Source organism: Flavobacterium sp. ZB4R12 (genome assembly GCF_048276375.1).
GTDB classification, from domain to species: Bacteria; Bacteroidota; Bacteroidia; order Flavobacteriales; family Flavobacteriaceae; genus Flavobacterium; species Flavobacterium gawalongense.
This window is the reverse complement of record NZ_JBLNKS010000004.1, coordinates 192,491-211,988: the sequence shown is the minus strand read 5'-3', so window position 1 is coordinate 211,988 and position 19,498 is coordinate 192,491. Positions and strand designations below refer to the sequence as shown.

General features: G+C 34.0%; 20 protein-coding genes. 11 read left to right on the top strand and 9 right to left on the bottom strand.

Going from position 1 to position 19,498, the window contains the following annotated elements; all coding sequences use genetic code 11:
• Window positions 1-57 precede the first annotated feature (57 nt).
• Window positions 58-843: an alpha/beta fold hydrolase gene (locus ACNO7W_RS04545; protein WP_417937193.1), complete on the bottom strand. Its 786-nt coding sequence runs from the start codon at window positions 841-843 to the stop codon at window positions 58-60.
• A gap of 108 nt (window positions 844-951) precedes the next feature.
• On the opposite strand from ACNO7W_RS04545, the gene ACNO7W_RS04540 reads away from it, so the two are divergent.
• Window positions 952-1,101 carry a hypothetical protein gene (locus ACNO7W_RS04540; protein ID WP_417937192.1) on the top strand — a complete coding sequence of 50 codons (150 nt, stop codon included), beginning with the start codon at window positions 952-954 and terminating at the stop codon, window positions 1,099-1,101.
• Here the strand turns inward: ACNO7W_RS04540 and ACNO7W_RS04535 are convergent.
• The 3 genes from ACNO7W_RS04535 to prfA form a co-directional block, all read right to left on the bottom strand.
• Complete coding sequence (locus tag ACNO7W_RS04535) at window positions 1,096-1,902, bottom strand: ABC transporter substrate-binding protein (RefSeq protein WP_417937191.1); 807 nt, start codon at window positions 1,900-1,902, stop codon at window positions 1,096-1,098. The two genes, ACNO7W_RS04540 and ACNO7W_RS04535, sit on opposite strands and share 6 nt — an antisense overlap.
• Before the next feature lie 236 nt (window positions 1,903-2,138).
• Window positions 2,139-2,966, bottom strand: a complete 828-nt coding sequence (pyrF, locus tag ACNO7W_RS04530; protein ID WP_417937190.1) for an orotidine-5'-phosphate decarboxylase — start codon at window positions 2,964-2,966, stop codon at window positions 2,139-2,141.
• Between the two features lie 186 nt (window positions 2,967-3,152).
• Window positions 3,153-4,229 carry a peptide chain release factor 1 gene (gene prfA / locus ACNO7W_RS04525; protein WP_417937189.1) on the bottom strand — a complete coding sequence of 359 codons (1,077 nt, stop codon included), beginning with the start codon at window positions 4,227-4,229 and terminating at the stop codon, window positions 3,153-3,155.
• Between the two features lie 413 nt (window positions 4,230-4,642).
• On the opposite strand from prfA, the gene ACNO7W_RS04520 reads away from it, so the two are divergent.
• The 6 genes from ACNO7W_RS04520 (at window position 4,643) to ACNO7W_RS04495 (ending at window position 8,720) form a co-directional block, all read left to right on the top strand.
• Window positions 4,643-5,635 carry an Abi family protein gene (locus tag ACNO7W_RS04520; protein ID WP_417937188.1) on the top strand — a complete coding sequence of 331 codons (993 nt, stop codon included), beginning with the start codon at window positions 4,643-4,645 and terminating at the stop codon, window positions 5,633-5,635.
• Window positions 5,636-5,986: 351 nt separating this feature from the next.
• Entirely contained in the window at window positions 5,987-6,532 is a 546-nt protein-coding gene (locus ACNO7W_RS04515; RefSeq protein ID WP_417937187.1) for a hypothetical protein, read from the top strand.
• Window positions 6,533-6,914: 382 nt separating this feature from the next.
• A complete protein-coding gene (locus ACNO7W_RS04510; protein WP_417937186.1) occupies window positions 6,915-7,160 on the top strand; it encodes a hypothetical protein in 246 nt (81 codons plus the stop codon).
• A gap of 237 nt (window positions 7,161-7,397) precedes the next feature.
• Complete coding sequence (locus ACNO7W_RS04505) at window positions 7,398-7,676, top strand: hypothetical protein (protein ID WP_417937185.1); 279 nt, start codon at window positions 7,398-7,400, stop codon at window positions 7,674-7,676.
• 205 nt (window positions 7,677-7,881) lie between these two features.
• The gene (locus ACNO7W_RS04500; protein WP_417937184.1) at window positions 7,882-8,142 is read left to right on the top strand and encodes a hypothetical protein; all 261 of its coding nucleotides are present in this window, start codon (window positions 7,882-7,884) and stop codon (window positions 8,140-8,142) included.
• 140 nt (window positions 8,143-8,282) lie between these two features.
• Window positions 8,283-8,720 (top strand): hypothetical protein, encoded by a 438-nt coding sequence (locus ACNO7W_RS04495; protein WP_417937183.1) that lies wholly within the window; start codon window positions 8,283-8,285, stop codon window positions 8,718-8,720.
• Between the two features lie 567 nt (window positions 8,721-9,287).
• On the opposite strand, the gene ACNO7W_RS04490 is transcribed toward ACNO7W_RS04495, so the two are convergent.
• From ACNO7W_RS04490 to ACNO7W_RS04480, 3 genes are read right to left on the bottom strand one after another with little or no spacing between them, the layout of a single operon-like run.
• A complete protein-coding gene (locus tag ACNO7W_RS04490; RefSeq protein ID WP_417937182.1) occupies window positions 9,288-9,743 on the bottom strand; it encodes a hypothetical protein in 456 nt (151 codons plus the stop codon).
• The gene (locus ACNO7W_RS04485; protein WP_417937181.1) at window positions 9,733-10,140 is read right to left on the bottom strand and encodes a helix-turn-helix domain-containing protein; all 408 of its coding nucleotides are present in this window, start codon (window positions 10,138-10,140) and stop codon (window positions 9,733-9,735) included. The genes ACNO7W_RS04490 and ACNO7W_RS04485 overlap by 11 nt, the downstream gene beginning before the upstream one ends.
• Window positions 10,141-10,152: 12 nt before the next feature.
• Window positions 10,153-10,692 (bottom strand): hypothetical protein, encoded by a 540-nt coding sequence (locus tag ACNO7W_RS04480; protein ID WP_417937180.1) that lies wholly within the window; start codon window positions 10,690-10,692, stop codon window positions 10,153-10,155.
• Between the two features lie 303 nt (window positions 10,693-10,995).
• Between ACNO7W_RS04480 and ACNO7W_RS04475 the strand changes: the two genes are divergently transcribed.
• From ACNO7W_RS04475 to ACNO7W_RS04460, 4 genes are all read left to right on the top strand, one after another.
• Window positions 10,996-13,287: a DNA topoisomerase 3 gene (locus ACNO7W_RS04475; protein ID WP_417937179.1), complete on the top strand. Its 2,292-nt coding sequence runs from the start codon at window positions 10,996-10,998 to the stop codon at window positions 13,285-13,287.
• Between the two features lie 373 nt (window positions 13,288-13,660).
• Window positions 13,661-14,128 carry a DUF6265 family protein gene (locus ACNO7W_RS04470; RefSeq protein WP_417937178.1) on the top strand — a complete coding sequence of 156 codons (468 nt, stop codon included), beginning with the start codon at window positions 13,661-13,663 and terminating at the stop codon, window positions 14,126-14,128.
• Window positions 14,129-14,322: 194 nt separating this feature from the next.
• On the top strand, window positions 14,323-15,204 hold the full coding sequence (locus ACNO7W_RS04465) for a TonB-dependent siderophore receptor (RefSeq protein WP_417937177.1): 882 nt from the start codon (window positions 14,323-14,325) through the stop codon (window positions 15,202-15,204).
• 22 nt (window positions 15,205-15,226) lie between these two features.
• Window positions 15,227-15,775 (top strand): PepSY-associated TM helix domain-containing protein, encoded by a 549-nt coding sequence (locus ACNO7W_RS04460; RefSeq protein ID WP_417937176.1) that lies wholly within the window; start codon window positions 15,227-15,229, stop codon window positions 15,773-15,775.
• Between the two features lie 84 nt (window positions 15,776-15,859).
• Here the strand turns inward: ACNO7W_RS04460 and ACNO7W_RS04455 are convergent, their stop codons facing one another.
• Complete coding sequence (locus tag ACNO7W_RS04455) at window positions 15,860-16,237, bottom strand: hypothetical protein (RefSeq protein WP_417937175.1); 378 nt, start codon at window positions 16,235-16,237, stop codon at window positions 15,860-15,862.
• Window positions 16,238-16,723: 486 nt separating this feature from the next.
• On the bottom strand, window positions 16,724-19,438 hold the full coding sequence (locus tag ACNO7W_RS04450; RefSeq protein ID WP_417937204.1) for a valine--tRNA ligase: 2,715 nt from the start codon (window positions 19,436-19,438) through the stop codon (window positions 16,724-16,726).
• Between the last annotated feature and the right edge of the window lie 60 nt (window positions 19,439-19,498).

Here is a 19,498-nt window from a genome sequence, read left to right as displayed (position 1 = left end):
TTATTTTTGGTTTTGGTTAGTTAAAGAATTGCCTGCATTTATAATGCAGGCATTTTTTTATTTAGCCGTATTTATAAAAGAAAGGACAGCATCATTAAATGCATTAGGTTGCTCCACATTTACTACATGTCCGCATTTTTCTATCACAAATAGTTTAGAAGATTTGTAATGATTTTCGACAACTTTTCGAACCGATGGTAAGAACATATAATCCTCCTCACCCATAACATAAAGCGTAGGAATATTCAATTCTACCTGACGAAACCATTTGAGAACCGGATTTATTTCGGCAGTGAGTTTAAACCATTTAATAAATTCTTTTTGGTATAATTTTTTAGCCTCGTTTATAAAAAGTACACGAGATTGCTTGTGACTTTTTTTAGGCATGATGACAAAGGCAAAAAACTTATACAGAACCAAATAAGGCAATACATATTTAAACATATTTCCCAATCGCATCAATACTTGAGAACGGAAATTCATCTTTAGGATAGCGCCACCAAGAATCATGCTTTGGACACGTTCCGGATACATTTCTGCCAATTGTCTGATCAAAATTGTACCCAATGAAATACCAACAAAATGTGATTTCTTTATTTTAAGAAAGTCTAAAACTTCCAGAATATCATTGGCTAAAGCCGAAAAGGTATATTTTTGTTTGAAAGCCGTTTTCAGTATGGTTTTTGATTCCCCGTGACCACGCAAATCCAATAACAATACATTATACTGTTTTTTAAAATCCCGTATTTGCTTAAACCAGATAGAAGAACTTCCACCGGCACCATGAACAAAAGTAACCCATTGATCGGTGTTTTTATTTTCGTAAATGGTATAGTTAATCACGTTCCAATTTTTTGTAAAAATAGGACTTTAATTTTAAATCTCAATCTTAACAAAAAATAATGCTAATTTAACAATTGTAAAACGTAAATTTGCAAAAAAATTACACCGATGACTGGATTATTGAAAGAGAAAAGTGAAATAGAAAAGCTTAAAAGAGAATATCAAATACTTGCGGAACAAAATTTCGACATCGAAAAAAATACTATAAAGCCTACCGTTGCTAAGGAAGAATTAGTTCTGGAAGAATGTGAACTATAATTTTTGATGCATTTTTTTAAAATAGTCAAACGCTTTTAGCAGCCTGCTTCCATACCAAGAAAACATTTCGCCATCTACAAACACCGTTTTTGCATGATGCGTAAAACGTCCTATTTCAAAAGCATCCTCTTCTTTGAAAGGAAAAGGCTCTGAAGAAAGAAAAACCAAATCCGGATCACCTTCTAAACGCATTTTTTTGAGTTCGATTTCAGGATAACGTCCCGAAGTCTCGGGATTGCCCGCATAGATGTTTTCAAAATGATTCAATTTCAGTAATTCATTGATAAAATTATCGGAACCAGCGACCATATAAGGATTTTTCCAAATGAAATACGCTGCTTTTTTAACGGGTATATCCTTAACGAAGTTTTTAAAATCGCTCAAGGCAAAAGCCAGTTTATCGTTCCATTTCTGCGCTTCGGTCCTGCAATTGAATAGTTGACCAAAATCAGAAATCATTTTAAAATTGTCTTCAATGGTAATGATATTTGTCACCCAAACCGGACAAATTTTACGCAATTCGTCAACGATTTCCTGAGTATTTTCCTCTTTATTACAAATGATGATATCAGGTTGTAACAATCTGATTTTCTCAAAATGCACTTTCTTGGTTCCGCCAACGATTTTCTTGGTTGATTTAAAATGATACGGATGCACACAGAATTTGGTAATCCCGACAATGCTAGCTTCCAAACCTAAATCATACAGTAATTCCGTTTGTGATGGAACTAGTGAAATAATGCGCTTGGGTGAAGTTTCAAATGAATGAGAAGTTCCGAGTTGGTCAGTAAATTGCTTCATTTTATTTAAAGTTCAAATTGTTGTAGCTGTTTAGCAATTGAAGATTTTAAATTGCCTTCAGCTTTAGCTGGAGGAATAAAATTAGGAATAGTATGAAATGGCTTTAGCCAAAATTACATCCTTTTCGGCTAAAGCCAATTTGATATTCTTTCCTTTTCCTCCAGCTAAAGCTGAAGGCAATTTAAAATAGAATTGGCGAATAACTAAAAATCATTAAAGTTTCAAGCAGAACAACTTTAAACTTTAAACTTCAAACTAATGATTTCTGCCATCTCCTGTTGCATATTCAACGCTTCGGCTCTTGCTTTTTCAACAAAATCAGTTCCGTTTGAAGCATAAATAATTGCTCTGGAAGAATTAATCAGTAATCCTACAGTAGCATTCATACCGTATTTACAAACTTCGGATAAACTTCCGCCTTGCGCTCCAACTCCTGGAACAAGCAAGAAACTGTCTGGGACAATTTTACGAATTTCAGTAAAATATTCCGCTTTGGTAGCACCTACAACATACATTAGATTTTCACTGTTTTTCCACGTTTTAGAGGTTTCTAACACTTGTTTGTACAATTCTTTACCATCCACATTTAAAGTCTGAAAATCAAACGCACCTTCATTGGAAGTCAAAGCTAACATAATCGTATGTTTGTTTTCGAAAGCCAAAAACGGCTCCACAGAATCTTTCCCCATATAAGGCGCAACAGTAACACTGTCAAAGTTTAAATCTTCAAAAAAAGCTTTGGCATACATCGAAGACGTATTTCCTATATCACCGCGTTTTGCATCTGCAATCGTGAAAATATCCGGATAATTTTCATTGATGTAATGGATTGTTTTCTGCAACGACATCCAACCTTTTATTCCGTAGGCTTCATAAAAAGCGGTATTAGGTTTGTAAGCCACAGCTAAATCATGCGTGGCATCAATTATCGCTTTGTTGAATTCGAAAATAGGATCTTCCAATTCTAATAAATGTTGTGGAATTTTATTCAAATCAACATCTAATCCTACAGCTAGGAACGATTTCTTGATTCTGATTTGGTCTATAAGTTGTTGTGTAGTCATTTGATTAAAAAGTTTAAAGTTTAAAGTTTAAGGTGCCTCACTTCTAAACCTAATGTTATGCGCAATGTAATTTATTCAAAATTAAAAAAATGCCAAACTAATTCAGTATGGCATTTTTTCTCTTTATTCTTTTTTCTATTTTCTTTATTCTATTTTCTTTATTCTTTATTCTTGCATCTATTTTCTTTAAAAAACTTCGCTTGCTTCTTTTAGTTTCTCCATGTTGTTGACTAACGCTAGCTCGTCAACAATTTTCTGAATGTCACCATTCATGATATTTCCTAAATCATATAATGTCAATCCTACACGGTGATCCGTTACACGACCTTGTGCGTAATTGTAGGTGCGAATTTTTGCAGAACGGTCACCAGAACTCACTTGAGACGTACGTTTGGTGGCATCTTCCGCTTGTTTTTTGGCTAATTCTTGTTCGTATAAACGGGAACGCAAAACGCCAAATGCTTTATCCTTATTTTTATGTTGTGATTTTTGATCCTGACATTGTGCCACCAATCCTGTTGGAATGTGTGTCAAACGAACGGCAGATTTTGTCGTATTTACCGATTGTCCCCCTGGTCCTGAAGAACAGAAAAAATCCACACGTACATCATTCATATCAATTTGAACATCAAATTCCTCCGCTTCCGGAAGCACCATAACAGTTGCTGCCGAGGTGTGAACACGTCCTTGCGTTTCCGTTTGCGGCACCCGTTGCACACGGTGAACACCCGCTTCAAACTTCAAGGTTCCATAAACATCCTCACCGGTAACTTCAAAAATCACCTCTTTGAATCCACCGGAAGTTCCTTCATTCATATCCACAACCGAAGTTCTCCAACCTCTGTTCTCACAATACTTCGTGTACATACGGAATAAATCCCCTGCAAAAATACTCGCTTCATCCCCACCCGTTCCGGCACGAATCTCCACCATCACATTTTTGGCATCTTCGGGATCTTTAGGAATCAACATGAACTTGATTTCTTCCTCTAATTCCGGCAATCTTTCCTTTGCTTCTTCCAGTTGCATTTTGGCCATTTCGGTCATATCTGCATCACTGTTATCCGCTATTATTTCGTTTGCTTCTTCAATATTCGCCATGATCAGCACGTATTCATCGCGTTTTTCGGCCAAAGCTTTTAAATTTTTGTACTCTTGATTCAATTGCACATAACGCTTCTGATCAGAGATAACATCCGGCTGAATGATCAAATCCGAGATCTCATCGAAACGTTGTTTTACTATTTGAAGTCTATCTAACATTTTCTTATTCCTTTATTTCTTCTAGTTTATATTTTTTGCCCAAGGGCAGAAGTAACCTCTTAATACGATTTTTTCATTTTCGTCAAAAATCGTCTTTCGGTTCGGAGTGCAAAAATACGAAATTTTTGTTTAAAGTTTCAAGTTTGCTGTTTCAAGTTTTTTAGTGATAATTTCAGCAGTTATTTCAGTAGAATTATACTATTTTTCAGGAGCTGTTTCCTGCTATCCACTTGTATCTTTTCCTTGCTAAAGAAGCAAGAAAAAGGATGCCGCTGCTATCAGGGCTAGGGCATTTTTTGTTGAAAACTCAGTTTACAGTTTCCCGTAAAATCCCATTTATATTGATAATTCAAGCATTAGTTAAATTACAAACCCTTGATATTGTCGAGAAGTCCTAATAAATGTTAAAAAGTTTGGAAAATAATACAATTGTATATACATTTGTTCCAATCGTACCAGTAGCGCTTCCCGTAAGAACAGCCTTCTGGTCTTTTTTTTATACCAATATGGCGAACAAAGCACCTAAAACTGTAGAGGAACAAATTGCACTCTTAAAAGAAAGAGGAATGCTATTTCGTAACGAAGCCAATGCACCACATTTCCTAAAAAACATTAGTTATTATCGCCTAAAAGGATATTGGTGGGAAATGCAATCTGACAAAGTAGAACATAAATTTAACGACTACAGTTACTTTGAAGAGGTCATAGATTTATACAATTTCGATCGACATTTAAGACTATTAATGTTTGATGCAATAGAAAGAATTGAAGTGGCTTTAAGAACCAAATTAATTTACCAGCTTTCGCTTTCTTATGGATCGTTATGCTATATAGATTATACTATTTTTTCAGACAAAACCAAACAAAAATCCATTACCGATCATTTAAATATAGAGATTGCCAGAAGTAAAGAACAGTTTATTTTAGAACACAATAAAAATCATAAAAACGAACTTCCGGAAGCGTGGAAGGCTTTAGAAGTGGCATCACTCGGTACACTTTCAAAGCTATACAAAAACCTGGCGCATCAATTACCTGAAAAATCTAAGATTGCAATAGAATTTGGTTTTAATTCACACAAAGATTTTTCTAGTTTTCTTGAAGCAACAACAGTAATTAGAAATGTAATAGCACATCATTCCAGATTATGGAATAATAATATTACAACAAAATATTTATGGCCTAAAAACCTAAAAAACCAACCGATAACCTACATTCCGAACGAAAATCAAAGAGCAAAAATATTCTCTTTACTTTCTCTGACATTATATACAATTGATTGTATAAGTCCGGGGAATTCCATAAAAAACAAATTCTTTAAATTGGTAAATGAATATCCAAACGTTCCGGTACACAAAATGGGCTTCCCTGCAAATTGGGGAACGCAACCAATATGGGCACAATAGACGCTCCTTTTCAAGTGCCAATTTAAATTTATAGCACAATCGTAGCGTTTGCAACGCGGATATTTCAAACTTAAAGAATTAGCTCTCTGCTACTGGGGCTAGGGCATTTTTGGTTAAAAATAGCGTTTACGGTTTTCCGTAAAATTCCTAAAGCATAAGGAGCTACTTTTGAAAAATGACATAATACGAATGATTTTTTATCAGTATTTTCGGTATTAAGTTATATATTTGAAAATAAATAAACACTGATATTTATCAGATAAAGCGACCCTATTTAGGGGTGATAAGTCGGACATCGACTTAACTATTTGCAAGTTGTGAGGAATTTATCTCACATATACAAAAGACAATATGAATATACAGCTTAATTTTGGAAAGTTAGAAAATGAAAAGTTAGAATTCATAAAAACTAGGGTAAACAGAAATTCTTGTAAAATATGTAATAAAAAAGCTGATTTAAAAATTATAGATGGAAATGTAATCGTTGATAATATTTGTTGCGAATCATATGCTAAAATCATTGGAGGTGCTTTAACCACCAGAAACATAAATAATTATGCAATAGAATTCAGAGGCAAATTCCTTAATACATTTTGTTTACTGGAAAGTTACATTGACGATATAATTGATATTCATTGTTTGCATTTCAAAATAGATATAGAAGAAAAAGTTGGCAAACAAAGATCTGAAATTGGTATTAGAGAAAAAAAGCAACTTTTTAAAATTTGTCTAGAGAATTATCAAACTTCAAAAAACATCAATGTTGAAAAAATTTGCGGAAACCTTAATAATATTATTAATACCAGAAACCACTTGGCTCATTGGATGGTTGATCTTAGTGAAGATAGTGTAAAATTAATCGAAAAAACTAAACCACTATGGACTGAAAGTCCATAGATTTGGTTGGCAGACTTAAAGTCTGCACGGTTATAACACTTATTTATTAGCCACAAATTACGCAAATTAACACGAATTAATTTACGAAAATTCGTCCAATTCGTGACTAAAACATTTTTAGAAGCTAAAGCGAAATGCACTAAAGTACATAGTTTTAACTATTTTTGGGACCAATAAAATACGTTTTGTAAATCGTAAAGAAAGGCAAATAATAGAAGAAGATATTTTTGATGCAAAAAAAGTAATGAAATATGTAATGAAAATTGAAAACTTAACGACAGAAATAATAGAAATTTACAAGTTTTACAGAAATTATTCAGAAAATTAAACTGCTAACAAAAGCGGTCAATTTAGCCGAACTTAATCTTTAAAAAATTAAAATATGACATTTGACGAAGCTTTAAAAGCTAAAAATGAAATTAGCGCAACAATAACCGAAGGTACATATATCTTTAAAACCATTATTGTTCCAGAAAATGAGAATGATTATAGTGAATATCGTAAATACTATAGAATATCAAATTTCGATGATAATTCAGCTAAAGCATATTCGAAAGACGAATCATACATAGTTTGTGGTTTGTGGACAAATGGTAAAGATGTAGCTAGAAAATTTTTAAAGCGTTGAATTATCTAAATCAAAAGCTAGTCCTACTTCTACTTTACAATACTTGAAGTTTAAAATTATCTGTGTTTTTGTTTTTGCTTCAAAATCATCAATTATCTTTTGAATTTTATTTGAATTTTAGTGGATTTATCAATTTACTTTAATAAAACATAGTACTTACTATTTTGTTTTAACCCTCATTCCATTAAAGTGGCGGAATGATTTACCACATAAATTTTAACCTTAAACCTATATAAAATGAAATTACATCCTATTTTTCAAAAACCATTTCTTAATTGGTGGATTGCAATGTCTCTTTTAAGTATTATTAAATTTTTAGTTTTCGGACTCCCGCGTATGTACGAAGGAAAAAACTACGGTATTTTGTTTTATACTTTTGGTGCGTTGTTAACTGGTTTAACATTTGGCTCAATCATTTATTTAATTTATTGGTTATTTAGTAGAAAATGGAATAACAAAATCTATATCATTTTAATATCTGTAATGTGGTTATTCTTCTTAGTAGTTGCTAAATAAAGAGCATAAAAAAAGGGAGGTCACAAAGGTTAGAATTTAGTAAATAATATTTATTTGTTTTAGCTCGGGCAACAAGGATTGTTGCAAAAAGAGCTTAAATGTAATCGAAGGTTTTGATTGCCTACGAAAATAAAATTATCTAATTAACGCGAATCCACCTCCCTTAATTTTTAAACTTTGCAATAATAATCTAAATAATAAAAATATGAATAACAGTTTACATAGTGACGAGTACAATAGAAGAAATGAAAACTTTGAAATTGGATTAATAGAACTTGATGAAAAACATATTGAATATTTTAAGCCTAGACCACCTCGGTTTTTCTCACAGAAACACGATCATATTGTAAATCATTTTATGATAATTAATACCGGAATAAACCCAGCTATTAAAATAATATCTAATGAACTACCAAAAGAAATTATGGATGATTTATTAAATCTTTTTCATCAGCATTGGGATTAATAAAACCCCACTGGCGCTCGTTTGCAAAGAGTGCCAATTTTAATTTATAGCACAATCGTAGCGTTTGCAAAGCGGGTACTTCTACTTGTGGTTTCAAATTACCTTTAATTGAAATTGAAAACAAAACAGAAAATATTGATATGAAAAATATAATTAAAAGTAAAAAAAGAATAAATGTTAAAACCATTCTTGGGCTTGTTATTGGATTTACTATTATATTTTTTATATCCCACTCATTTTATAAAAAACCTACTGTCGATAAATTAATGATGCAGGCAGCAAGTGAATTAAACAAATCTTGTCCATTTATGGTAGACAATGAAACCCGACTAGATAATTCAATTTCATTAGTTGGTAATGTTTTTCAATACAATTATACACTCGTAAATCGTGAAAAAGACAAAATTGATATTCCTCTAGTTAAACGACTTTCAGAGCCAGATAAAATTAATATTGTTAAAACAAGTCCAATAATGAAAATTATGAGAGATAATAAAGTGATTGTAAATTACCATTATAGAGACAAAAATGGATATTATTTATTTACTATTAGTGTCAAACCTGAAGATTACAAATAAAAAAATTAAAATCTAAAGGCTCTACGAAGTGTTCCTTAAAAAAATTGTTCTTATAAGTCGGGTTTGCTGTGCGAAGTCTCCCGACTTCGTACCCATTCCAATAGGCAACAAACACAGGGGCAAGTATTTATTTGTAGTAAAACATCATTATATTTGAACAAAAAAGTTGTGCAAGACGGATATAAAATAAGAGATCTCACTGGCGCTCGTTTGCAACGGGTGCCAATTTTAATTTATAGCACAATCGTAGCGTTTGCAACGCAGAAACTTTAACTTTAAGAATTCGTTCACCCACAACGATGAGCAAATAAAACAATAGACAAACTGGATGTGATTGCTTCGTTCCCCCAGACTATGCGAAGTGTTCCTTAAAAAAATAACGTTCTTAAAAGTCGGGATTGCTGTGCGAAGTCTCCCGACCCCGCTCTGCGAAGTCTCCCGACTTCATCACACACGCTGAGCAAGCAATACAAATCCACAATCAAAGTCCTTGCGAGTTCCGATAGCTCCTATGCAACGAGCGCCAATTTTTATTTATGAGACAAATTATACTTTCTATTTTGGATTTTATTTACTTCCTTTTTCTAATAAATCATTAGGATTAATAACGGGCAGAATAAAATCGCTTAAGACAGTTCCTTGGAAACGTGTCATTAAAATTCCTCTTGATGTTGAATACGTTATAGAAGCCAATGCGTTTCCTAAAGCTGGATGAATAGTAATGGTTTCATCTTTTTCCAGAGTGGTAAGTTCCTCGATATTATCTACATAAAAAACATAAACAAAACTGAAATCCCCAACTGCTTCTTCAATAGTGTCTTCATTACTTTTAGTCTCGACATGTACAGAAAAATCAGCTTTTACCAATTTGTCTTCAAGATTAAATCCTAACTCGAAATCAACATTGAAAGTATGACCTGCTACTTTTTCATTTTCAAAATCAAATGGGCTGTTGATTTGTCCTTTAATGATTTTGAAATCTACAATTTCTATTTTTTCGGGCTGCAAAATATTAGCTGACATTTGCCAATGGAGTTTTTGATTTAGTTTTAGATTTTTTCCACACATTTGTATAAGCTACATCTGTGGTAGTAACATGTGCATTCTTGTAAACGGTAATATATTTTTTACCACCTACAGAAGAAGACACAGGCTTTCTATAGGGTACATGAATAATGGTATCACCCAATTCCGCTTCTAATTTTGCAAGTGAACGCAAAGTGAAATTATGTTCTCCCACCAACCATTTATTCACTTCCGAAGGTCTTTTTTCTAATTTATCAGCTAAATCCTTTTGGCTAAATCCTTTTTCTTTTAATAGCTGATTTACGCGTACCACAATGTCAGCGTATAACCTCGCAAAGATTTTTGTTTCCTCGGGTGTTTCTGCTAAAATTCTTTGGGCTACTTTGCTTCTCATAATTTGGGATTTTTAGAGGATGATTTCATCTGAACCATCATAATTTGTAAGTTTTCTATTTTTCTCATCTACGATAATTGAACCGTCACGAATAGCCTCGTCAATTCGTTTTGCGAATTCACAAGCTGCTCTCCATTCTAAATGTAATGAACTTTTTTGATTTGTTGGACCATCCTTGATACCTCCATTGAAAAGGATGACAATATTGTTTGTTATTTTTAAGGCGTATAATCGTAAAGGAAATTCGGGGAAATGGTAGGTGATATTTTCGACTGTTCTTTTCCCTTGAACGGGTAATCCTTTAACTTCGTTTTCATCTCTATTGAATAATTCGTCAACCGCTCCGTGATCGTTTCCTATGGCATATATTATAAATGAAAGTAATTCCTGACTAGCTTGTTTGTATGCTGCGATAGCATCGTACTTATCAAAGAAAACATCGGTTTCTGATTTGTCAAAATCTTCATATTTTACTGTGTAAAAAGTGCACTTTGCACCTTCATCATCCCATATTTCTAGAGCAAATATATTCACTTTATTATTTGTTTGCAAACAAAAATACACTTTTAAGTGTATTTTATGATTGTTTGTTATACTTTTCTGTTTGTTTTTTCAAATATAAGAATATAATTTATTTCCTACCCATTCCTTTTTCAAGATTAAGCAGTATTCGCTTTAGTGGTTCTGCATTTGAGTTGTCTCCTGTTTTTATGACAATAGACAAACTGGATGTAATTGCTTCCTTCCTCCCAATATCCCACTCCACTTACCAACCCCCGTTCATAACTCCATGAAATTTATTTTTAATACCAACTTCTAAATTCCTAATTTGCGGCTTCAAATTAGTACGATAAAATGAAGGTCTGTATTGCCGAGAAACCAAGTGTAGCACGCGAAATCGCATCCGTTTTAGGAGCCAATACCAAACACGATGGGTATTACGAAGGCAACGGTTATGCTGTAACCTACACCTTTGGGCATTTATGTACCTTAAAAGAACCTAACGATTACAAACCCCATTGGAAAAGTTGGGATTTGAACAACCTGCCCATGCTTCCCGACAAATTTGAGACCAAAGTGGTCGAAAATTCGGGAATCCAAAAGCAATTTAAAATTATAAAAAGTTTATTTGATAAAGCGGACTTGGTCATCAACTGCGGGGATGCGGGACAAGAAGGAGAACTCATTCAGCGCTGGGTCATGAATGAAGCCCAGTACAAAGGCGAGGTACAACGCTTATGGATTTCGTCCTTAACCACCGAAGCCATCAAAGAGGGTTTTGAGAACTTAAAACCATCCGCCAACTACGATAATTTATACTACGCAGGCTTTTCCAGAGCCATTGGCGACTGGTTGCTCGGTATGAATGCTACCCGTTTGTACACCGTAAAACATGGCGGATACAAACAAGTATTGTCTATTGGACGGGTGCAAACCCCTACACTGGCCATGGTGGTTGACAGATTTGCAGCAATTGAGAATTTCAAACCGCAACCGTATTGGGAATTACAAACCTTATATAGAGAAACGCTTTTCAGCTATGAGGAAGGACGCTTTTTGAAGAAAGAAGATGGCGAAATTTTGGCTAATAAAGTCAAGGAAAGTGATTTTGAAATTGTTTCTGTTGAAAAAAAGAATGGCAATGAGTTTGCCCCAAAACTATTTGATTTAACAGGCTTACAAGTGTATTGCAATACCAAATTTGGATTTTCGGCAGATGAAACGCTTAAAATTGCCCAAACCTTGTACGAACAGAAAGTAGTTACGTATCCGAGAGTCGACACCACGTTTTTACCAAACGATATCTATCCGAAAGTACCCGGAATTCTGCAAAAGTTAACCAATTACGCCGCATTGACGCAACCGCTTTTGGAAAAAAAGATTAAAAAATCGGCTAAAGTTTTCAATGATAAAAAAGTAACGGATCACCATGCGATTATTCCAACGGGGATTCAATCCAATTTGCAATACAATCAGCAACAGGTGTATGATATAATCGCAAAACGTTTTATTGCCGTGTTTTATGACGATTGCCTGATAGCCAATACCACCGTAATTGGAAAAGCAGCCGATGTAGCCTTCAAAACCACAGGAAAAGAGATCTTAAAAAAAGGATGGCGCGTGGTTTTCGAAGACCCAAATGCAAAAGAAAAAGAAGCCGATATATTACCGAGTTTTGTTCAAGGCGAAAAAGGACCACACGAACCCTCGTTTTTAGAAAAGGAAACCAAACCACCCAATCAATTTACGGAAGCAACCTTATTGCGCGCTATGGAAACCGCGGGTAAACAGGTAGACGATGAAGATTTACGCGAATTGATGAAAGAAAATGGTATCGGTCGTCCGTCAACGCGAGCGAATATTATTGAAACCCTTTTTAAACGCCAATACATCGTTCGAAACAAAAAACAGGTATTACCAACGCCAACGGGGATTCAATTGATTGACACCATTCAAAATGATTTGGTAAAGTCGGCTGAACTTACGGGTTCCTGGGAAAAGCAGTTGAAAGATATTGAAAAAGGAACATTTACCGCCGCTGCGTTTATTAACAATATGAAACGCATGGTAGAAGCCTTGGTGTATGAAGTGCGAAGTGAAACCAGGCGTGCCAATATTTCGCATGCAGGAAGTATTCAAAAACAAGAAGCTACCGTTGAGAAAAAGAAAGCGGCAGGAATTTTGGCTGAACTTTGCCCAAAATGCAAAAAAGCGACGCTTATAAAAGGAAAATCCGCTTATGGATGTGGTGATTATAAAGCAGGTTGCACTTTTCTATTGCCCTACACTTTTGCAGAGAAAAAAATATCAGAGAACCAATACTTGCGATTGCTTCAAAAAGGATCTACGGTAAATTTAAAAGACTTCAAAACCGATGCCGGCACTATGGAAGGTTTGCTTCGCTTTGATGAAAATTTCAAACTCAAATTAGAACCTAAGAAAACGGAGGCGAAAGCCATTCCAGACGAATTAGCCTGTCCTAAATGTCAAAAAGGAACGGTTCTTAAGGGGAAAACCGCTTATGGTTGCAGCAACTATAAATTGGGCTGTGATTTCAAAGTTACTTTTGATGTGGTTAGAGCGAAACTAAAAAATCAAAAACCTACTAAAGAATTGGTTTATACTATTTTGAAAGAAAATATCTAAGGCTATTAACTAAAATAAATAGCATTAAATTTTAACCAGATAAGAAATGTAAGATCATTTAAGAAAGCTATAAAAAACAAGAACTTAAATGTCCTTATATTTCTTACATGGTAAACTTTTTGATAAATATGGTGTTTAATTATCTGTTTAAAAAGTAATATAAGTTAAAACTGCTGTGCTTTACAGAACTAAGCCGTATCTAAGATACATTCATCATTATTTTTACAATTTTCAAACTAAAATCCCAACCTTTTCAAAATATCCAAAAGTTTATTCCTTCGGATATTCCAAAACTAAAAAAGCACACTGTTTTATTTTTTTATAATTTAGCATTTCAAAATAACATCAAATAGTTACACAAATGTTTCAAAAAATGACTCTTTTACTGCTTTTGTTAGCAATTGTTTCCTGTAAAAATTCTGATTCCAATACCAACGAAAAAATCAAAGCGGCAAGTTGGCTACTGGGAAACTGGGAAAACAATTCTGCTGATGGAAATCTTTCCGAAACTTGGAAAAAAGTAAATGACAGCACCTTTCAAGCACAGTCCTACTTTATAAAAGAAAAAGACACCTTGCATTTTGAAACCATAACATTAAAACAAAAAGGAGAAGAATTGACTTATAATGCAGCCGTTAAAGGACAAAACGATGACAAACTGGTTTCTTTTAAATTAACAACTGCAACAGAAAAACAATTAGTCTTTGAAAATCCAAAGCACGATTACCCTCAAAAAATCAGTTACACTCAAATTACTCCTGACAGTTTGGTTGCTAAAATTTCGGGAATCCAACAAGGGAAACCAAGTTCAGAACAGTTTTCGATGAAAAAGACCAAATAAAAATGTAACATTTCATACTCAAATCAAAACCTTGCTTCAAAAAAGCAAGGTTTTTTAGCTGTTAAAGTACTGTATTTCAATTGAGTGAAAAGTGTTTTAAATTATTATTTATATTTAATCTAAATAACCTTTGTTAAATAGAAATCAGATTCTATATTTGCGTCGTTATTTTTAATTATTCCAAATAAACAATCATGAGAAATATTTTAATACCCGCTTTAACCCTATTATTCAGTATGAGTAGCTTTGCACAAGAAACTGCAAGTGTAACAGAAAACACAAATACTATTGAAGCATTCGACACCGTTTCAGATACTATAAAGAATAAAAAAGGAGGAATACTTAAGGAAATAATTGTCACACAAAATCAACCTAAAAAACCAGTATCAGCGGTACGATCTGGATTAAAACCGATGGATGTTCCTCAAAGCATACAAATAATAGGAAGCGAAATTATTGAACAACAGCAAGCGATCAGACTAAGCGATGTTATCAAAAATATAAATGGTGTTTACGTGGGTTCAGCACGTGGTGGAGCACAAGAATCTTTTTTCTCAAGAGGATATGACATGTCTACCAATAATATGTTTAAAAATGGATTTCGTTTTAGCAGTGGTTCTATCCCGGAAGTTTCTTCTTTGGAAAAAGTGGAAGTACTAAAAGGAAGTGTCGCTTTATTATACGGAAATGTTGCTCCGGGAGGAATATTGAATATGGTAACCAAATCACCATCTTTCCAAAAAGGAGGAGAAATAGCCGTGCAAATGGGAAGTTATTCTTTTTACAAACCATCTATTGATATCTATGGTCCATTGAATGATATTATCGCATACCGATTTACAGGTTCTTATGAAAACTCTGAAAGTTTTAGAGACAATGTAACCAAAGAACGTTATTATATCAATCCTTCTGTTCTTTTTAAAGCAAGTGATAAAACCGAAATTCTTTTGCAAGGGGATTATTTAAAGGATGATTGGACACCAGATTTTGGAACAGGAATCATTGGAAAAGAAATTGTGGATCTTCCTCGTGATACTTATTTACCTTTTATAAAAAAAAGAGTCTTATTTTTTTAAACCACTTTAACGTCACTAACACATGAAAAAAATTGACTTCAGAAATTTACACCGCGATTTAGGCTATTTCTACATCGGACTAATTGTTTCCTTTGCCTTTTCAGGGCTTATGATGAACCACAGAGAATCTTGGCATCCTGATAAATATACCACCGAAACAAAAGCCATTGAAGTACAATTACCCGAAGAAAGCGAAATCAACGAAAAATTTGCTGAAGACTTAGGAAAGAAATTAGGCATCGATGACAAAATGAGACGTCACATGGTAAAAAAAGGAACTTTTAAAATTTCTTTTGAAAAACACGACGTTGAAATTGACATGAAAACAGGAAAAGGTGAAATCGTATCTTTTATAAAAACGCCTATTATTAGTCAATCCATGAGCTTGCATAAAAATACTTCCAATTTTTGGATTTATTATTCGGATATTTTTGCTTTAAGTTTAATCACCATTGCATTAACGGGAACGATAATGATCAAAGCCGGAAAATTCAGTTGGAAAAACAGAGGCTGGAAACTGGCAGTAGCCGGAATTGTATTTCCGCTGCTATTTTTGATTTTATTTGGTTAAAACATACCTAATTACTATACTTAAATCCGTGGCAACACGGATTTTTTGTTCATGGCTATTACCAAAAACAAATAGTAAAACATATTAATTGATTAAAATTCCGTTCTCTTCAAGTATTTCAAAAAGACTGATACTTAGATTTGGGTCATATTTCTCAATACCACTTTGATACCATTTTTCTATCATATTAATTTGATGCGAAGTATACCCATCAGCTTCAAAAGGTAAGCCAAGTAAACCTGCGATAAGAAAATCTTCCAAAACTTTGTCCGTAATAATACGCTGGGGAATTCCATCACTAATATATCCGTTCATTCTCTCATAATCCGATCTTCCGGAATTAAATCCGCTAATAAAAGCGTCATTTTTTTTTGCAGTATTAAATTGCTGAAATGGATTCAAACCAATTGAATATCCTTCAACATAATCTTGTCTATAGGCCGGACTAAATATTTTTTTCATTTCTTTATTAATGTGGTATTTGACAATTGTTTCCCAAACATATTAACAATATATCAGTAAATACACAAAAATCGTTTAAAGGAAGAAATACTCTTTAAATCGCAATAGCAGTGACGTTCGTCGATAAAATGTTGTCACGCAACTACCACAAAATCCACAGCTATCTCGGGCGCAATGTCATTAAGTTAAGTTAAGAGATTTTTGAATGAAGATTAACGATTCTTGATTGCAGATTTCTGAAAACCCTCAAATATTACGATTGATATTTAAATAAAAAACTATTTTCAATGAAATAGTGTTATTGAAAATCTTAAATCAAGAATCGTTAATCAAAAATCTTAACTGTTTTTTAGATAAATTCTTACCTTAATATCATTGATTGCGAGTATCTGGCTCATAACAAAATACAAAATAATTAATTTTCTAACAAAAAATCCCAATCCTGAAATTTCAGAATTGGGATTTTTATTTTATAAAAAGCTAGCTTTATTTCAATCCAGCCAAACTATGCTCGATAGTTTCAATTTTAGATAAAGCATCAGTTTCTTTTTGTCTTTCGTTTGCCAAAACTTTCTCAGGCGCACCAGCCACAAATTTCTCGTTCGCCAGTTTGCTTTGAACTGATTTCAAGAAACCTTGTGTATATATTAACTCAGCAGTTAGTTTTGCAATTTCTTCCTCCACATTTATATTTCCGGTAATTGGAATGAAATATTCATTCGATTTTACACGGAAAGACAAAGCGCCATCCACTTTATCCGAAACATATTCTAACGAAGTTATGTTTCCTAATTTAGTCACAACCGAATCAAAATAAGTCGAAACTTTATCATTGTTCACAATTTTCAATTCAATAGAGTCTTTGAACGGAATATTCTTGTCTTTACGAATCGTTCTTATTCCGGAAATCACTTCGATTGTATTTTCGAAATCAGCGATTAAACCCGCATTAAAAGGTTTTATTTCTGGCCAAGTTGAAACGATTAACGCTTCTTCAGTAGTTCTTTCAGCAAGAATTTGCCAAATTTCCTCTGTCAAGAACGGCATAAACGGATGCAATAATTTCAAGTTATTTTCTAACATTTCTATCGCTTTCGCAAAAGTCACGCTGTCAATTGGTTGTTGGTATGCCGGTTTTATCATTTCGAGAAACCAAGAACAGAAATCGTCCCAAACCAATTTGTAAATCCCCATTAAAGCATCAGAAATTCTATATTTTTCAAAATTATCTTCAATTTCTAGAAGTGTTTGTTGCAACTTGGCTTCGTACCATTCGATCGCCACTTTTGAAGATTCCGGTTGCGGAATAGCATCCGAAACTTCCCACCCTTTTATCAGTTTGAAAGCATTCCAAATTTTGTTTGTAAACGCTTTTCCTTGGTTACACAATTCTTCATCGAACATGATATCATTCCCTGCAGATGCGCTCAAAAGCAATCCTACACGAACACCATCGGCACCAAATTTTTCGATTAAATCCAAAGGATCAGGTGAATTTCCTAATGATTTAGACATTTTGCGTCTTTGCTTATCACGAACTAAACCAGTCAAATACACATTTGTAAATGGTTTTTTTCCTGTATATTCATATCCTGCAATAATCATTCTCGCTACCCAGAAGAACAAAATATCTGGACCAGTAACCAAATCATTCGTTGGATAATAATATTTGAAATCTTCACTTTCCGGATCCATAATTCCTCCAAAAACGGACATTGGCCATAGCCAGGAAGAAAACCAAGTATCTAAAGCATCAACATCCTGAGTTAAGTCTGAAGTTGTAAGTTGTAAGTTATTGGTTTTTTCTTTAGCCAAAGCTAAAGCCTCTTCGATAGATTCAGCAACCACCAAATCTTCTTTTCCGTCACCATAGAAATATGCAGGAATTTGTTGTCCCCACCACAATTGACGAGAAATATTCCAATCGCGTATGTTTTCAAGCCAGTGTCTGTACGTATTATCAAAACGTTTTGGATGCAATTTAATTTCGCCATCTACTAAAACCGCTTTTATAGCAGGTTTTACCAAATCTTCCATTTTCAGGAACCATTGGTCTGATAAACGAGGCTCGATAACTGCTTTGGTTCTTTCAGAAGTTCCTACTTTATTAAGGTGAATTTCTGTTTTGGTCAAAGCACCAATTGTTTCTAATTCTTTGGCAATTTCTTCCCGAACTACAAAACGATCTTTTCCTTGATAATGCAATCCAAAACTATTCAAAGTCGCATCTTCGTTGAAAATATCAATGATTTCAAGATTATGCTTCTCCCCTAACGCTTTGTCATTCATATCATGAGCAGGAGTTACTTTCAAACAACCCGTTCCAAATTCGATATCAACATATTCATCTTCGATAATTGGAATAACTCTTCCGCAAATAGGCACAATCGCTTTTTTACCTTTCAAATGAGCAAAACGTTCGTCATTTGGATTAATACAAATCGCTGTATCTCCAAAAATAGTTTCCGGACGTGTTGTGGCAATAATAATCCCCTCCCCAACCCTCCCCGAAGGGGAGGGAGATTGTGCGCTAGCCTCGGTGTCGATTCCGTTACTGGCTCCCCCTCCTTCGGAGGGGGTTGGGGGGAGGATTTCATATCTTATAAAATACAATTTCCCTTGTTGTTCTTCGTAAATTACTTCTTCATCAGACAATGTAGTTTTGGCTTCCGGATCCCAATTGACCATTCTATAGCCTCTATAAATCAATCCTTTGTTATATAAATCCACAAAAGAACGAATTACTGAAGCTGACATATCAGGATCCATCGTAAATTTGGTTCGTTCCCAATCACAAGAAGCACCCAGTTTTTTTAATTGGTCCAGAATTACTCCTCCATATTTATCAGTCCATTCCCAAGCATGCGCCAAAAATTCTTCACGAGTTAAATCATTTTTATTGATTCCTTCTGCTTTTAATTTAGCTACAACTTTAGCTTCAGTGGCTATCGAAGCATGGTCTGTTCCAGGAACCCAACAAGCGTTAAACCCTTTAAGACGCGCTCTTCTAATTAATACATCTTGAATGGTATTGTTCAACATGTGTCCCATGTGCAAAACTCCGGTAACATTAGGCGGCGGAATTACAATGGTATATGGCGTTCTATGGTCTGGTTCCGAATGGAAATAATTATTCTTCATCCAGTAGTCATACCACTTATTCTCAATAGTTTTTGCGTCAAATTGTGCAGGAATTGTCATTTTATTGTGGATTCGTTTAATCATTAAATTCGATTGTTTGTTGGTTCAATTAAACGAATA

Coding starts and splice junctions, on each gene's coding strand:
- ACNO7W_RS04540 (WP_417937192.1), top strand. CDS start 952: ATGACTGGATTATTGAAAGAGAAAAGTGAAATAGAAAAGCTTAAAAGA.
- ACNO7W_RS04535 (WP_417937191.1), bottom strand. CDS start 1,902: ATGAAGCAATTTACTGACCAACTCGGAACTTCTCATTCATTTGAAACT.
- pyrF (WP_417937190.1), bottom strand. CDS start 2,966: ATGACTACACAACAACTTATAGACCAAATCAGAATCAAGAAATCGTTC.
- prfA (WP_417937189.1), bottom strand. CDS start 4,229: ATGTTAGATAGACTTCAAATAGTAAAACAACGTTTCGATGAGATCTCG.
- ACNO7W_RS04515 (WP_417937187.1), top strand. CDS start 5,987: ATGAATATACAGCTTAATTTTGGAAAGTTAGAAAATGAAAAGTTAGAA.
- ACNO7W_RS04510 (WP_417937186.1), top strand. CDS start 6,915: ATGACATTTGACGAAGCTTTAAAAGCTAAAAATGAAATTAGCGCAACA.
- ACNO7W_RS04505 (WP_417937185.1), top strand. CDS start 7,398: ATGAAATTACATCCTATTTTTCAAAAACCATTTCTTAATTGGTGGATT.
- ACNO7W_RS04500 (WP_417937184.1), top strand. CDS start 7,882: ATGAATAACAGTTTACATAGTGACGAGTACAATAGAAGAAATGAAAAC.
- ACNO7W_RS04495 (WP_417937183.1), top strand. CDS start 8,283: ATGAAAAATATAATTAAAAGTAAAAAAAGAATAAATGTTAAAACCATT.
- ACNO7W_RS04490 (WP_417937182.1), bottom strand. CDS start 9,743: ATGTCAGCTAATATTTTGCAGCCCGAAAAAATAGAAATTGTAGATTTC.
- ACNO7W_RS04485 (WP_417937181.1), bottom strand. CDS start 10,140: ATGAGAAGCAAAGTAGCCCAAAGAATTTTAGCAGAAACACCCGAGGAA.
- ACNO7W_RS04475 (WP_417937179.1), top strand. CDS start 10,996: ATGAAGGTCTGTATTGCCGAGAAACCAAGTGTAGCACGCGAAATCGCA.
- ACNO7W_RS04470 (WP_417937178.1), top strand. CDS start 13,661: ATGACTCTTTTACTGCTTTTGTTAGCAATTGTTTCCTGTAAAAATTCT.
- ACNO7W_RS04465 (WP_417937177.1), top strand. CDS start 14,323: ATGAGAAATATTTTAATACCCGCTTTAACCCTATTATTCAGTATGAGT.
- ACNO7W_RS04460 (WP_417937176.1), top strand. CDS start 15,227: ATGAAAAAAATTGACTTCAGAAATTTACACCGCGATTTAGGCTATTTC.
- ACNO7W_RS04455 (WP_417937175.1), bottom strand. CDS start 16,237: ATGAAAAAAATATTTAGTCCGGCCTATAGACAAGATTATGTTGAAGGA.
- ACNO7W_RS04450 (WP_417937204.1), bottom strand. CDS start 19,438: ATGACAATTCCTGCACAATTTGACGCAAAAACTATTGAGAATAAGTGG.